Here is a 13990-nt window from a genome sequence, read left to right on the forward strand (position 1 = left end):
TAGATCAGAGCATCCCTAAGGCTTTGGCCGAAGCACCGCCATGGGGGCGAGGCCCGCGGTGCGATGGAAAAACCTCAGGCTTGCGAAGCGGCGGCGTCCCGGAAAGCGCGGGGCGGTTTCCCTTGGACACCGCCCCGCGGAATGGGGCGTCGCATGCGCCCGGGCGCTCAGGCCAGGGCGAGCCCGCGCAGCTCGGCGCCCTCCGGCGCGACCCGCAACACCGAGCCATGCTCGTACCAGTCGCCCAGCACGATGCGCTCGGCCGGCTGGCCGTCCAGTTCGAAACGGTGGACGGCGGGGCGATGGGTGTGGCCGTGGATCAGGCGCGTCACGCCGGCCTCGCGCATCGCCGCGGCGACGGCGTCGGCGTTGACGTCCATGATGGTTTCCATGGTGCTGCCGGTATGCGCGCGGCTGTCCTCGCGCGCCTTGGCGGCGAAGGCGCGGCGGGCGGTGAGCGGCATGGCGAGGATCTGCGCCTGCCACGCGCTCGTGCGGACCTCACGGCGCACGGCCTGGTAGGCGACGTCGTCGGTGCACAGCAGGTCGCCGTGCATCAAGAGGGTGAGGCGGCCGTAGAGCGCGTGCACGGTGCCGTCGTCGAGCAGGGTGAGGCCGGCGCGTTCGGCGAAGTCCCGGCCGAGCAGGAAGTCGCGGTTGCCGGCCATGAAGTACACCGGTACGCCGGCGTCGCGCACGGCGCGGGTGGCGCGGGCGATGCGCGCGGGCAGTTCGGCGTCGTCGTCGTCGCCGATCCATGCCTCGACCAGATCGCCGAGGATGTACAGCGCATCGGCCTGGCGCACTTCGTCGCCGGCGAGGAAGCGCTCGAACAGCGCGGTGATCTGCGGCCGGCTGTCGTCCAGGTGCAGATCGGCGATGAACAGGCTGGCGGGCGTCGCCATCAGCGGCCGCTTCCGCCGTGCTTCGCGGCCGGCCTGGACGGCGCGGCGGCGGGCTTTGCCGCGGCCGGGGCCGGGGCGGCACTGTTGACGGCGGTGGGCGGCTGCTCGCCGACCACGCTGGCGCTCTCGATCACCACCAGCGGGTCGGGCACGTCGCTGGTGAAGGGGCCGAGGCCGCGGGTGGGCAAGGCGGCGATCTTGTCCACCACCTCCATGCCCTTGGCGACCTTGCCGAACACGGCGTAGCCCCAGGTGAGGCCGCTCTGGTTGCCGACGTAGTCGAGCCGGCGGTTGTCGACCAGGTTGAAGAAGAACTGCGCGGTGCCCGAGTTGGGATCGGCGCCGCGCGCCACCGCCACCGTGCCGCGCAGGTTGGAGAGGCCGTTGTCGGCCTCGCTGGCCACCGCGGCGCGGGTGCGCTTGGGCTGCAGCTCGCGGGTGTACAGGCCGCCCTGCACGAGGTAACCGGGAATGGCGCGGTGGAACACCGTGCCGCTGTAGAAGCCGTCGCGCACGTATTGGAGGAAATTGGCCACGCTCTTGGGCGCCTTGTCCGGGTAGAGCTCCAGCGTGATGTCGCCCTGGCTGGTGTGCAGCAGCACCTGCGGGGGCGCGGCGGCGGCTTCGGGCTTGGCGGCCTGTGCGGCGAGGACGGGCGGAAGGATCAGCAGCAGCGCGGCGAGCGGGAGTCGGGACATGGCAGGCTTAAGGCGGGCGAACATCGCGCCATGATACGCGCGCGGGCCTTCACGTTCGATCAACGGGGCCGGATGGCGAGTTTCAGGCCGAGCGTGGCCATCGGCGCCAGCTCCTGCTCGAGATCGGCCTCGCTGAGCGGGTGCTGCTCCAGCCAGGCCGCCGGAAGCGCCAGGCGCAGGGACTTGCTGGTGGCGTCGAGTTGCAGCGGCGGCAGCGACTCCGCGCGCCGGGCGCGGCGGAACAGCACGGCCAGGCGCAGCAGGGCGGTGAGGTAGCGGCCCAGCTGGCGGTAGCGCAGCGGCAGGGAGGCGAAGGTTGCCTTGTCTGGCTTGCGCCGGTGCGATTCGACGATGGCGGCGAGCAGCGCCTGCTCCTGCTTGGAGAAACCGGCGAGGTCCGCGTTGCGCAGGATGTAGGCACCGTGGTGATGGTGCTGGCTGTGCGCGATGGCGAGGCCGATCTCGTGCACGTGCGCGGCCCACGAAAGCCATTCGTGCGCCTCGGGCGGCAGTTTCCAGGCCGGCGCCGCCTGCTCGAACAGCGCCATGGCGGTGGCTTCGACGCGGTGCGCCTGCGCGCGGTCGACGCCGTAGCGGGTCGCCAGCGACTCGATGCTGGCGGTGCGCGGGTCGCTGCCGCCGGCGCGGCCGAGCAGGTCCCACAGCAGGCCTTCGCGCATCGAGCTTTCGCACACGCGCAGGTGGTCGATGCTGAGCGCCTCGAAGGCGGCGTCGAAGATCGCCACCGCGCCGGCGAACACCGGCGCGCGGTCGTCGGCGAGGCCGGGCAGCTTGAGCGTGCCGATCTGGCCTTGGCCGATCAGCGCCTCGCGCAGGGTGGCGATGGACGCCGGCGTCACGCCGTCGTCGGAGAGCTTCATCGCCTGCACCACGTTGTCGATCGCCTTGGCGCTGCCGGAGGTGCCGTAGACCTCCTGCCAGCCCGATTCGAGGTAGTCCTCGGCGAACTGCTGCAGCAGGATGCCGATCTCGCTGCGCGCGCGCTGCCAGCGCTTGCGGGTGATCTTGCCGCCGGGGAAGAAGCGCAGGGTGGAGGCGATGCAGCCGGCCTGCACGCTCTCGGTGTGCAGCGGCGCCAGGCTGCGGCCGATGATGAACTCGGTGCTGCCGCCGCCGACGTCGATCACCAGCCGCGGCTCGCGCGAGGCCGGCAGGTCATGCGAGGCGCCGAGGAAGATCAGGCGGCCTTCCTCGCGTCCGGAGACGACTTCCACCGGATGCCCGAGCACGCCTTCGGCCGCGCTCAGGAAAGCCTGTGGCGTGGCCAGCCGGCGCACGGTGTTGGTGGCGACCACGCGCACGCGGTGGGTGGGGATGCCGGCGATGCGCTGGCCGAAGCGCGCCAGGCACGCCAGCGCGCGGGCGCGGTGCTCGGCGTCCAGGGTGCCGTCGCTGCGCAGGCCCAGGGCCAGGCGCACCGTCTCGCGCAGGCGGTCGATCACGCGGGGCTCGCCGTGTTCCACGCGGGCGACCACCATGTGGAAGCTGTTGGAGCCTATGTCGATGGCGGCAATCAGTTCGCCGTCGCGGATCTGTATCGGATCGCCTAGGCTCACGCGCGACTGCTCCGTGGGTAGGGGGACAGGGCCGGCATTCTCGCATGCGTCGCCGCGGCAGCGACAGCGACGGCCCGCGTGGCGGGCGGCGGCCGGAACGCCTGGGACGCCTGCCGACTCAGTCCTGCCGGTGCGGGCATGCGCCTAACCGCACCGGCGTTCGAGCAGGGTTTGCTGCGCGCTGTGCGGCGACGCGCCGCCCGGCCGGGCGCGGGTGTAGCGGCCGTCGGCGCCAAGCAGCCAGGCCTGGGTGTTGTCGGCCAGGCCGTTGGCGAGGGTTTCCTCGTAGACACGCGCGGCGAGCGCCGGGTCGAGGATGGGGAAGGCGACCTCGATGCGCCGCCGGAGGTTGCGCTCCATCCAGTCGGCGCTGGCGCAGTAGAGATCGGACTGACCGTCGTTGGCGAACCAGTAGACGCGGCTGTGCTCCAGGAAGCGCCCGACGATGGAGCGCACGCGGATGCGCTCGGACACGCCGGGCAGCCCCGGCCGCAGGGTGCAGGCGCCGCGCACGATCAGGTCGATCTCCACCCCCGCCTGCGAGGCGCGGTACAGCGCCCGGATCACGTGCGCCTCGTTGAGCGCGTTGAGCTTGGCCACGATGCGCGCCGGCCGGCCGGCCTGCGCGTGGAGGGTCTCGCGCTCGATCTTCGCCATCACGCCCTTGTATAGCGTGAAGGGCGAATGCAGCAGGCGCTTGAGCTCGATCATCGGGCCCAGGCCCGAGAGCTGCTGGAACACCTTGTGCAGGTCCTCGCCGATCTCCGCGTCGGCGGTCATCAGGCCGATGTCGGTGTACAGGCGGCTGTTGGCCTGGTGGTAGTTGCCGGTGGAGAGGTGGGCATAGCGGCGCAGCGCCTCGCCTTCGCGGCGCACGATCAGCAGCATCTTGGCGTGCGTCTTGTAGCCCACCACGCCGTACACCACCTGCACGCCGGCCTCCTGCAGGCGGGTGGCGAAGCGGATGTTGGCCTCCTCGTCGAAGCGCGCGCGCAGCTCGATCACCACGGTGACGTCCTTGCCGTTGCGCGCGGCCTCCACCAGCAGGTCCACCAGCGGGGTGTCCTCGCCGGCGCGGTAGAGCGTCTGCTTGATCGCCAGCACGCAGGGGTCGGCGCAGGCCTGGCGCAGCAGGTCCACCACCGCGGCGAAGCTCTCGTAGGGGTGGTGCAGCAGCACGTCCTGGCGGCCGATCACCGCGAACAGGTTCTTGGCCGAGGCGATCGCGGCCGGCAGGCGCGGGGTGAAGCGGGGGAACTTGAGGTCGGGGCGGTCCAGCTCGTCGCAGACCAGGCCGGCGCGGATGATGTTGACCGGCCCGTCGCAGCGGTAGACGTCGGCCTCTTCCAGCTCGAAGTTGCGCACCAGCATCGCGGTGATCGACTGCGGGCAGTCGCTGGCGATCTCCAGCCGCACCGGCCGCGCGTAACCGCGGCCGACCAGCTCCGCGCTGAGCGCGCGGGCGAGGTTGTCCACCTCCGCCTCCTCCACCATCAGCTCGCTGTTGCGGGTGACGCGGAACTGGTAGGAGCCGATCACCTCGAAGCCCGGGAACATCAGGTCGACGAAGGCCTGCAGCAGTTCGGCCAGGAACACGAAGTCGGCGCCGCCGCCGCTCACCTCCGTGGGCAGGCGCACGATGCGCGGCAGCGAGCGCGGCGCGCGCACCAGCGCCATGTGGCCTTCGTGGCCGAAGGCGTCGCGGCCACGGAGCACCACCGCGATGTTGAGCGTCTTGTTGAGGATGCGCGGGAACGGATGCGCCGGGTCCAGCCCCAGCGGCGAGAGCACCGGCAGCACCTCGTGCTCGAAATAGCCCAGCAGCCAGCGGCGCTGGCGCTCGTCCCAGCGCTCGCGGGTGAGGAAGCGCACGCCCTCGGCTGCCAGCTGCGGCGTCAGCGCCTCGTGCCAGATCGCGTACTGTTCGGCCACCAGCTCCAGCACGCGGCTGCGGATGCGCGCGAGCAGCTCGCCGGAGGGAATGCCGTCCGGCCCCGGCGCGGCGGAGCCGTAGGCGTGGTGGTGCTTGAGCATGGCCACGCGCACCTCGAAGAACTCGTCGAGGTTGTTGGCCACGATGCTCAGGTAGCGCAGCCGCTCGAGCAGCGGCACCTGCGGGTCGCGCGCCATCGCCTGCACGCGGAAGTTGAATTCCAGCGCGGCGAGTTCGCGGCTGAGGTAGAGCTCGGGCGCGGCGAGGTCGAGCGGGGCGAGGGCGGCGGGAGAGGTGGGTTTGCGGGCCATGACGATCATTCTTGCCGATGCCGTCGCCGCATACATTCCGCAACGCCGCGAACGATGGCTGCCGTTCAGATCTCCTCGCCGCCGCCGGTGGCGGGGTCGAGCAGCCGGTCGCGGCCGAAATGGCAGGCGAAGGTGGAGCCCACGCCCGGCGCGCTCTCGATGGTGAGGCGCGCCTGGTGCAGGTTGAGCACGTGCTTGACGATCGACAGCCCGAGGCCGGTGCCGCCGCTCTCGCGCGAGCGGCTGGAGGAGACGCGGTAGAAGCGTTCGGTGAGCCGCACCAGGTGGCTGGACGGGATGCCGTAGCCGGTGTCGGCGACCTCGTACACGGCGCCGCCCGCCTCGCGCCGCCAGCGGATGGTGATGGCGCCGCCGCTGGGCGTGTAGCGCACCGCGTTGCTGACCAGGTTGGACAGCGCGCTGTGCAGGTCCTTGGGCGAGCCGAGCAGGTCGGCCTCGGCGGTGGATTCGAGCACGATGCGGTGGCGGCCCTGGCTCAGCGCCTCGGCCTCTCGGCGCAGCGTGGCGAGCAGCGCCGCCATCGGCACGCGCTCGTCACTGATGTGGTCCTGCGTCTCCAGGCGCGAGAGGGTCAGCAGGTCCTCCACGATCTGGCCCATGCGCTTGGACTGTGCGCGCATCTCGCCGAGCACCGGCGCGAGCTCGGGCACGTCTTCCGGGTCGAGCAGCTCGAGGTAGCCGTGGATCACGGTGAGCGGCGTGCGCAGCTCGTGCGAGACGTTGGCCACGAAGTCGCGGCGGATCTGCTCCAGCCGGGTCAGGTGGCTGATGTCGCGTGCCAACAGCAGCCGCTGCGCGCGGCCGAACGGCAGCAGGGTGACGTTGAGGTGCGAGTCCGGCTTGCCGGGCGCGGCGAGGTCGTTGAGCGGCTCGTGCGTCTCGCCGTCCAGCCACTCGGCCAGGGTCGAGCCTTGCAGCTTGTCGCTCAGCACCGCGCCGCGGTCGTGCGGGCGGCGCAGGCCGAGCAGGGATTCGGCGGCGTGGTTGAACCAGCGCACCCGCTGCTCGTTGTCGAGCAGCACCACGGCGTCGGGAAGGCTGCCTGCCGCGGTTCGCAGGTCGTGCAGGCTGGAGGCGAGGCGGAGGGAGCGCGTCATGAAACGGTCATGCTGCAGCGGGTTGGCGGGAGGTGTGGGCATCATGGCGAGCGACAGATGACGGCTTCGCGTCAGCAGCGCGACAACTTCCAGCACGGCGACGATCGCCACGCCCAGGCTGGGTCGCCCGCCCGTCGCCTGGCCGAGCAGGCCGCCGGCCACGAGCAGCAGCGCCAGCGCGGCGGGCAGGGTCCAGGGTCGGTCGAAGGGCTTCATCGGCGGTGGGCGGGCGCAGGCATGGGGATCGCGGCAGCATCGGCAATCCCACCGCCGCGGGCAAGCGCGGCCACCCGGGTCAGGTGGACGCGGAGAAACGGTAGCCGGTGCCGCGCACGGTCTGCACCATGCTGTCCAGCTGCCACGGCTCCAGCGTCTTGCGCAGGCGGCGGATGTGCACGTCCACCGTGCGCTCCTCCACGTACACGCTGCCGCCCCACACATGGTCGAGCAGCTGGGCGCGCGAGTAGACGCGCTCGGGGTGGGTCATGAAGAAGTACAGCAGGCGGTATTCGGTGGGACCGATGGCCACCGGCTCCTCGCCGGCGAACACCCGGTGGGCGGGGCCGTCGATGCGCAACCTGCCCAGCTCCATCATGCCCGAGCCGTCGTCGCCCTGGCTGCGGCGGAGCACCGCCTTGATGCGGGCGATCAGCTCGCGGGTGGAGAAGGGCTTGACCACGTAGTCGTCCACGCCGGCCTCCAGGCCGTTGACGCGGTCCATCTCCTCGCCGCGCGCGGTGAGCATGATGATCGGGATCTCCCGGCTCAGCTCCTCCTTGCGCAGCCGGCGGGCCAGCTCGAGGCCGCTCATGCCGGGCAGCATCCAGTCGAGCAGGATCAGGTCCGGCACCTGCTCGGCGATCGCCAGCTGGGCGGCGCGGGCGTCCACCGCCTGCGCCGCGTCCATGCCGGCCTTGCGCAGGGCGAAGGCGATCATGTCGCGGATCGAAGCTTCGTCTTCGACGATCAGGATGCGTTTGTGCACGCTGGGGGTCCGCCCGGTGGCCTGTGACGCGTTTATTGCAGCGGGGCAATGTTACGCCGGGATGACACTCAAGGAGCGCGCGGGCGCGCCCGCGTCAGTGCGTACCGAGGCCGAAGCACAGGCGGCCGCTGCACGCCTCGCCGGGATGCTGGCCCTGCAGCGGCTGCTGGCTGCGGCCGTCGGGGTTGTCCTCGGTCTGCACGCGGCGCTTGCGCAGCTCCATCACCAGCGGCGTGAGGTCGCTGATGCGCGCCTGGATGCGGGCGCGGGCGTAGTAGTCCAGGTCGTTGCGCTTGAGCAGGCGCTTGAGCTGCTCCATGGCGTCGAACGGGCGGCCGGAGAGGTAGCTGGCGTCGGCGTAGGCCTCGCCGGCGCGCACGCCGTCGCCGGCCTTGTCGCTGGCGCGGGCGTAGGTGCGGTAGATGTCTGGCTCGTCGGCGTTGTCCAGCATCGGGCGCAGCAGGTTGGCGGCCTGGGTCGCCTCCTGGCGGTCGCCGCCGGTGAGCGCCTTGGCGTAGGCCAGCGCGATGGCGTGGTTGCGCGGCGAGCGCACGCTGAGCTCGCGGTAGGCGGCCAGCGCCGCCGCGCGCTGGCCGGCCTGCAGCCGCGCGTCGGCCTGGGCCAGCTGCAGCACCGGGTTGCCGGGGTGGGCGGCGAGCAGCGGCTGCAGTTGCTCCAGCGCCTGCGCGCCGCGGCTGCTGCGGGTCAGCGCCAGCGCGTAGCCGTAGCGGTTGGCGGGCGTGTCGAAGCCGGGCTGGTGGCCGAGGTTGGAGGCGTAGTAGGCGGCCAGCTTGCCGGCGTCGCCGGACAGCACGCGCACGCGCTCGCGCATCAGCACGTAGGTGCCCAGGTCGCCGCCGGCGGCGGGCGGGGCGAGCACGCTGGGGTCCTTGACGTAGGCGATCGGCGCGCTGGCCTGCTCCCACTGGCTGCGGGTCAGGGTGGAGTGCGCCGGGCGCAGCTTCTGCTGCGCGGTCAGGGCGTCGGCACGCGCCTTGGCGTCGCTGATGCGCGAGAGCGTCACCGGGTGGGTCTGCAGCAGTTCCGGCACGTCGCCGTCGCCGCCCGCGCCGGCGCGCATCACGTCCTGCATGCGCTCGAAGAAGGCGGCCATGGCGCGCGGGTCGAAGCCGGCGTTGGCCAGGGTCTGAATGCCCACGCGGTCGGCCTCGGTCTCGTCCTTGCGGGTGAAGTTGATCTGCCGCTGCAGGATCAGCCCCTGGCCGCCCATCAGCACCGCCGGCAGCGCGTCGCCGGAGTTGGGGCCGGCGCCGGCGGCGATCGCGCCCAGTAGCACCAGGGCCATCAGCGGCGCGTTCTTTTTCGAATCCTCGAAGGTACGCTGCAGGTGGTTCTGGGTGATGTGGCCGATCTCGTGCGCGATCACACCGGCCAGCTCGCTCTCGCTGCGGGTGATGGTGATGAGGCCCGAGTTCACCGCGATGTAGCCGCCCGGCGCGGCGAAGGCGTTGATCACGTCGTCCTTGGCGATGAAGAAGGAGAAGTGGTCCTTGGGCTTGTCGCTGGCGGCCACCAGGCGGTAGCCGAGGTCGTTGATGTAGTCGTCCAGCAGCGGGTCGTCCACCACCATGTCCAGCGCGCGCATCTCGCGCAGCATGGCGGCGCCGTAGTCTTGGGCGTCCTGCGGCGAGATCAGCGCGTCGGCGGAGCTGCCCAGGTCCGGCAGCCGGATGTCCTGCTGGGCCGGCGCGGCGCCGGCCAGCGCCAGCCCGGCGCACGCCAGGGCGGCCAGCAGGCGGGTGGAGGAGCGTCGTGGTGCCATCGTCATAGGTAAGCGACAATACCATTTCAGACCGTGACGGTTGCCGCCGGTTCACCGGCGCCGCTTGCGGCCCTGCGGCACGCCCCCATATCGCGGGCTGGTGCCGGTTCCCGGAGACATGAGATGCCCAAGATCGAAATCTATTCCACCGCCGTGTGCCCCTACTGCGTGGCGGCCAAGAACCTGCTCAAGTCCAAGGGGCTGGGCTGGGACGAAGTGCGCGTGGACGCCGACCCGGCGCAGCGCGAGGCCATGCTCGAGCGCAGCGGCGGCCGCCGCACGGTGCCGCAGATCTTCATCAACGACCAGCACGTGGGCGGTTTCGACGACCTGGTCGCTGCCGACCGCAGCGGCAAGCTGGCCGAACTGCTGGGCCAGGCCGCATGAGCAGCGGTGGTAAGGGCGGCGGGAAGGACCGCGTGGCCGAGTTCACCGCCTTTCGCCAGCGCATGAACGAGCGCATCCTGGCCGAGGACAACCAGGTGGTGCGCCGCTTCTTCGCGCTGGACACGCAGACCTACCGCGCCGGCGCGCTGGACGTGAAGACCAAGGAACTGCTCGGCCTGGTGGCCTCGCTGGTGCTGCGCTGCGACGACTGCATCAGCTACCACGTGGCGCAGTGCAAGGACGCCGGCGTGAGCCGCGAGGAGTTCTTCGAGACCTTCGGCGTGGGCCTGGTGGTGGGCGGCTCCATCGTGATCCCGCACCTGCGCCGCGCGGTGGATTTCCTCGACCAGCTCGAAGCCGGCGCCGACGGCGCCGCCGAGGCCTGCGCCGACCACGCCTGAGCGCCCGCCTCGCATGCGAGTTTTTGCAACGCTGCATGCGAGGATTTTCACCGCGAGGGGCGGCACCTTGTCGCAGCCGTAGGCGATAATTGACGCGATACCGGGCCCGTCCTTCCCCATCGGGCCCGTCGACTCGTCATTCCGCAAGGAGCTTCCCCCATGAGCAAGACCATTGCCGTGATCCCCGGCGACGGCATCGGCCCGGAGATCATGACCGCCACGCTGCGCGTGCTCGACGCGCTGGACTGCGGCCTCGCCTACGATTTCGTCGACGCCGGCATGGTGGCGCTGGAAAAGCACGGCGACCTGCTGCCCCAGGTCACGCTGGAGAAGATCGCCGAGCACCAGGTGGCGCTGAAGAGCCCGCTCACCACGCCGGTGGGCGGCGGCTTCACCTCGATCAACGTGACCCTGCGCCGGCATTTCGACCTCTACGCCAACGTGCGCCCGGCGATCAGCTTCCCCGGCACCAAGGCGCGCTACGAGAACATCGACATCATCACGGTGCGCGAGAACACCGAGGGCGCCTACCTGTCCGAGGGGCAGACGCTGTCGGAGGATGGCGAGACGGCGCAGTCGATCATCCGCAACACCCGCAAGGGCAGCAGCCGCATCGTGCGCTACGCCTTCGAGCTGGCGGTGAAGAAGGGCCGCAAGAAGGTCACGGCCGTGCACAAGGCCAACATCATGAAGACCAGCTCCGGGCTGTTCCTCAACGTGGCCCGCGAGATCGCCAAGGAATACCCGCAGATCGAGTTCAACGAGATGATCGTTGACAACACCTGCATGCAGCTGGTGATGAACCCCTACCAGTTCGACGTGATCGTCACCACCAACCTGTTCGGCGACATCCTCTCCGACTTGTGCGCCGGCCTGGTCGGCGGCCTGGGCCTGGCGCCCGGCGCCAACATCGGCGAGAAGGCGGCGATCTTCGAGGCGGTGCACGGCTCGGCGCCGGACATCGCGGGCAAGGGCATCGCCAACCCCTGCGCGCTGCTGCTGGCCGCGGCCGACATGCTCGACCACCTCGGCCTGGTGGAGCAGGGCACCCGTGTGCGCCAGGCGATCCGCGACACCATGGCGAACGACCGCGAGCACGTCACCCCGGACGTGGGCGGCACCGGCAGCACGCAGAGCTTCGGCGAGGCGATCGCGCGGCGCGTGAAGGCCTGAGCCGGCCCGCGCAGCACCCGGAAGGCCGCGGCATCGACCGCGGCCTTCCGCTTTCTGGATCGGCACCGGCTGGCTAGGATGGGCGGCGCCGCGTCCGGCAACCGGCGGCCAGGGTATTCCGCTTCGCCATCGACACCGGCCCTTTCGAGCATGCGCCTGACGTTCTGGACCTTCGTCTACTTCGCCGCCGCCGTGCAGGCCGCCCTGCTGGCCCTGGCGCTGTGGCGGCGGCCGGCGAACCGCGAGGCCAACCGGCTGCTGGCCGTGTGGGTCGCCCTGGTGGGCGTCGACCTGGCGGTGAAGGCGCTGTACTGGCACCTGCTGTCGCCGGAGTGGTTCCGCGCCTACCGCTTCGTGGCGCTGTTCCCGTTCCTCTACGGCAGCCTGTTCTACCTGTACGTGCGCGCGCTCACCCAGGAGCGCGGCTTCCGGACGCGCGACGTGGTGCACCTGGCCGGCTTCGTCGTGATGCTGGGGCTCAACGGCCACGTCTTCGTGATGGACGATGCGTCGTTGCAGGCGCTGTCGGCGCGCTGGATCGCCGGCGAGCGGGCGGTCGGGGCCTGGTTCGACGTGCCGCTGTTCCTCTACAGCGTGTCCTACGTGGTCGCCGCCCTGGCGCTGGTGCATGGCTACCGGCGCCGGCTGCGCGCGCGACGCTCCGATGCCGACCGCCTGTCGCTGCGCTGGATCGACGCCATGGCCGGCTTCCAGGTCGCGATCTGGGGCCTGGCCATCGTGCAGGCGTTGGTCTACCTGCCGGTGTTCAACTACGGCCTGCTGTTCGGCCTGGTGGCGGCCTGGGTGTGCATGGTGGGCTGGTTCAGCCTCGGCCAGCCGCCGGTGCCGGCCGAGCCGGCGCCGTCCGCGGCGCCGGCGGAAGAGGCGGTGCCGGTGGCGGACGAATCCCGCTACGCGGCGGTCGAGGCCCGCCTCGCGCAGCTGATGGGCGGCGAGGCGCCGCTGTACCTGGAGCCGGCGCTGACCATCGGCCAGGTCGCCAGGCGCAGCGGCTATCCGGAATACCTGGTGTCGGCGGTGATCAACCGCCGCCTGGGCGGCAGTTTCTGGGACTACGTCAACCGCCTGCGCGTGGAGGCGGTGCGCGGGCGGCTGGCCGACCCCGGCGAGGCGCGCACCATCCTGGACCTCGCCTACGCCTGCGGCTTCACCTCCAAGTCCACCTTCAACGCGGCCTTCAAGCGGCAGGTGGGCGAGACGCCCAGCGACTATCGCCGGCGCCACGCGCGGGCCGCCGCGCCGGCGGCCTGATCCGCCCTACGCCGGCCGCCGGTGCAGGGCGGCGATGATTCCCGCCACCACCGCGCCGATGCCGGTGCCGCCCTCCAGGCTGATGCCCAGGCGCACCACCACCAGCCGCGCCGACGGCACGATCACGATGTACTGGCCGAAGGCGCCGCGGGCGTAGAACATGTCCCGCGGCAACTCCGGCATGCCCCAGGGGGCGTCCCAGACCGGCACGCGGCCCTGGTTCACCAGGTTGGTCCAGAAGCCGGCGCCGTAGCCGGTGTCCAGCGTCTGCGAGCGGGCGTAGGCCGCCCAGCCCTCGGGCAGGATGCGCCGGCCGTCCGCCACGCCGTCGTCGAGGTAGAGCTGGCCGAAGCGGGCGAAGTCGCGCGCGGAGGCGTACATGAAGCCCGAGCCCAGCAGGGTGCCGGCGGCGTCGGTCTCGATCACCGCGCTGCGCATGCCCAGCGGGGCGAACAGTTCGCGGCGCGCGAAGCGCTCGGCGCCGGCGGCGGTGCCGCCGGTCGCGTCGCCGATCATCCGCGACAGCAGGGCGTAGCCGAGGTTGCTGTAGCCCCAGGCGCTGCCGGGCGCGTGGGCCAGCGGCATCCGCGCCGCGTAGGCCGCGGTGTCGGCTTCGCGGAACCACATGTGGGTGGACGGGTTGGCCGGGCCGTCGGTCTCGTCGAACGGCAGCCCGCTGTCCATGCGCAGCAGCTGGTCGACGGTGACGGCGTGGTGCGGGTCCGCTGGCGAGCGCCAGGCTGCGACTGGCGAAGGCTGCTCCGGCCGCAGCCGGCCCTGGCGCACCAGCACGCCGATCAGCGCCTGGGTCACCGACTTGGTGAGCGAGTGGCCCCAGATCGGCGTGTCCGGCCCGTAGCCGGGCGCATAGCGCTCGGCGACCAGCCTGCCTTCGTGCAACACCACCACGGCCTTGGTCAGGCGCGGGTGCACGGGGTCGGGTTCGGCGAAGGCCTGGTCGAGCGCGCGGCGCAGCGCGGGGTCGGCGGGCTCGACCACGGCGGGGCCGAAGGCGTCGGCGATGGCGGCGTCCGCCAGGCCGGCAGCCTCGGGCACCGGGCCGTCGCCGTGCATCACCAGGCAGCCCAGGCCGTCGCGGTACACCGCCCGCGCGGGGAACAGGCCCAGCACGCTGCTGCGCACTTCGCGGCGCGGCCGGTCCACGGTGTAGCGCAGGGCCCCGCCGATGCCGTCCATCAGCGGCCGCTGCTCCTCGGCGTAGACCCGGCCGGGGTCGACCTTCGAGACGAAGGCCGCCGCGCACAGCGAGCGGCTCACCGAGGCGGTGGCGAGATGCAGCGCCTCCCGGTTCAGCCAGACGACGGCGGCCGCGGCGGCGGCCACCGATACGAGCAGCGTGGCGACCGGCCTGCGCCAGCCCAGGGATGACAGACGGACCATGATCCTTTCCCGTTGCGTGGATGAGGCGGGCAGGATCGGGCGTGCC

12 protein-coding genes are annotated in these 13990 nt (G+C 71.6%); 4 read left to right on the top strand and 8 right to left on the bottom strand.

From position 1 onward, the window contains the following. Window positions 1-167: 167 nt before the first annotated feature. The 7 genes from lpxH to ACH65_RS12680 all read right to left on the bottom strand — a co-directional run bounded on the left by lpxH (window position 168) and on the right by ACH65_RS12680 (window position 9316). On the bottom strand, window positions 168-905 hold the full coding sequence (gene lpxH, locus ACH65_RS12650; protein WP_049622964.1) for a UDP-2,3-diacylglucosamine diphosphatase: 738 nt from the start codon (window positions 903-905) through the stop codon (window positions 168-170). Beyond that, window positions 905-1603, bottom strand: coding sequence for a peptidylprolyl isomerase (locus tag ACH65_RS12655; RefSeq protein ID WP_049622965.1), 699 nt, complete (start codon window positions 1601-1603; stop codon window positions 905-907). Before ACH65_RS12655 ends, lpxH begins: the two co-directional genes overlap by 1 nt. A gap of 59 nt (window positions 1604-1662) precedes the next feature. Next, a complete protein-coding gene (locus ACH65_RS12660) occupies window positions 1663-3180 on the bottom strand; it encodes a Ppx/GppA phosphatase family protein (RefSeq protein WP_049622966.1) in 1518 nt (505 codons plus the stop codon). Between the two features lie 144 nt (window positions 3181-3324). Next, window positions 3325-5424, bottom strand: a complete 2100-nt coding sequence (ppk1, locus tag ACH65_RS12665) for a polyphosphate kinase 1 (protein ID WP_082190301.1) — start codon at window positions 5422-5424, stop codon at window positions 3325-3327. A 65-nt stretch (window positions 5425-5489) separates the two neighbouring features. Next, the gene (phoR, locus tag ACH65_RS12670) at window positions 5490-6587 is read right to left on the bottom strand and encodes a phosphate regulon sensor histidine kinase PhoR (RefSeq protein WP_425478296.1); all 1098 of its coding nucleotides are present in this window, start codon (window positions 6585-6587) and stop codon (window positions 5490-5492) included. A 250-nt stretch (window positions 6588-6837) separates the two neighbouring features. Then, on the bottom strand, window positions 6838-7527 hold the full coding sequence (gene phoB / locus ACH65_RS12675) for a phosphate regulon transcriptional regulator PhoB (protein ID WP_049622969.1): 690 nt from the start codon (window positions 7525-7527) through the stop codon (window positions 6838-6840). A 94-nt stretch (window positions 7528-7621) separates the two neighbouring features. After that, window positions 7622-9316, bottom strand: coding sequence for a M48 family metalloprotease (locus tag ACH65_RS12680; protein WP_049622970.1), 1695 nt, complete (start codon window positions 9314-9316; stop codon window positions 7622-7624). A gap of 117 nt (window positions 9317-9433) precedes the next feature. Here ACH65_RS12680 and grxC point away from each other — a divergent pair, with 117 nt between their 5' ends. The 4 genes from grxC (at window position 9434) to ACH65_RS12700 (ending at window position 12543) form a co-directional block, all read left to right on the top strand. After that, window positions 9434-9697 carry a glutaredoxin 3 gene (grxC, locus tag ACH65_RS12685; RefSeq protein WP_049622971.1) on the top strand — a complete coding sequence of 88 codons (264 nt, stop codon included), beginning with the start codon at window positions 9434-9436 and terminating at the stop codon, window positions 9695-9697. Beyond that, window positions 9694-10098: a carboxymuconolactone decarboxylase family protein gene (locus ACH65_RS12690; protein WP_049622972.1), complete on the top strand. Its 405-nt coding sequence runs from the start codon at window positions 9694-9696 to the stop codon at window positions 10096-10098. Before grxC ends, ACH65_RS12690 begins: the two co-directional genes overlap by 4 nt. 159 nt (window positions 10099-10257) lie before the next feature. Next, a complete protein-coding gene (locus ACH65_RS12695; RefSeq protein ID WP_049622973.1) occupies window positions 10258-11271 on the top strand; it encodes an isocitrate dehydrogenase in 1014 nt (337 codons plus the stop codon). Window positions 11272-11421: 150 nt separating this feature from the next. Beyond that, a complete protein-coding gene (locus ACH65_RS12700; RefSeq protein WP_049622974.1) occupies window positions 11422-12543 on the top strand; it encodes a helix-turn-helix transcriptional regulator in 1122 nt (373 codons plus the stop codon). Between the two features lie 6 nt (window positions 12544-12549). Here the strand turns inward: ACH65_RS12700 and ACH65_RS12705 are convergent, their stop codons facing one another. After that, window positions 12550-13944 carry a serine hydrolase domain-containing protein gene (locus ACH65_RS12705; RefSeq protein WP_049622975.1) on the bottom strand — a complete coding sequence of 465 codons (1395 nt, stop codon included), beginning with the start codon at window positions 13942-13944 and terminating at the stop codon, window positions 12550-12552. Window positions 13945-13990: the final 46 nt, after the last annotated feature.

Source organism: Frateuria defendens (assembly GCF_001182895.1).
In the GTDB taxonomy this organism is placed as follows: Bacteria; Pseudomonadota; Gammaproteobacteria; order Xanthomonadales; family Rhodanobacteraceae; genus Frateuria_B; species Frateuria_B defendens.

What these genes read in the sequence shown, in the direction of transcription:
- lpxH (WP_049622964.1), bottom strand. Translation starts at nt 905, where the DNA reads ATGGCGACGCCCGCCAGCCTGTTCATCGCCGATCTGCACCTGGACGAC.
- ACH65_RS12655 (WP_049622965.1), bottom strand. Translation starts at nt 1,603, where the DNA reads ATGTCCCGACTCCCGCTCGCCGCGCTGCTGCTGATCCTTCCGCCCGTC.
- ppk1 (WP_082190301.1), bottom strand. Translation starts at nt 5,424, where the DNA reads ATGGCCCGCAAACCCACCTCTCCCGCCGCCCTCGCCCCGCTCGACCTC.
- phoR (WP_425478296.1), bottom strand. Translation starts at nt 6,587, where the DNA reads ATGATGCCCACACCTCCCGCCAACCCGCTGCAGCATGACCGTTTCATG.
- ACH65_RS12680 (WP_049622970.1), bottom strand. Translation starts at nt 9,316, where the DNA reads ATGACGATGGCACCACGACGCTCCTCCACCCGCCTGCTGGCCGCCCTG.
- grxC (WP_049622971.1), top strand. Translation starts at nt 9,434, where the DNA reads ATGCCCAAGATCGAAATCTATTCCACCGCCGTGTGCCCCTACTGCGTG.
- ACH65_RS12690 (WP_049622972.1), top strand. Translation starts at nt 9,694, where the DNA reads ATGAGCAGCGGTGGTAAGGGCGGCGGGAAGGACCGCGTGGCCGAGTTC.
- ACH65_RS12695 (WP_049622973.1), top strand. Translation starts at nt 10,258, where the DNA reads ATGAGCAAGACCATTGCCGTGATCCCCGGCGACGGCATCGGCCCGGAG.
- ACH65_RS12700 (WP_049622974.1), top strand. Translation starts at nt 11,422, where the DNA reads ATGCGCCTGACGTTCTGGACCTTCGTCTACTTCGCCGCCGCCGTGCAG.
- ACH65_RS12705 (WP_049622975.1), bottom strand. Translation starts at nt 13,944, where the DNA reads ATGGTCCGTCTGTCATCCCTGGGCTGGCGCAGGCCGGTCGCCACGCTG.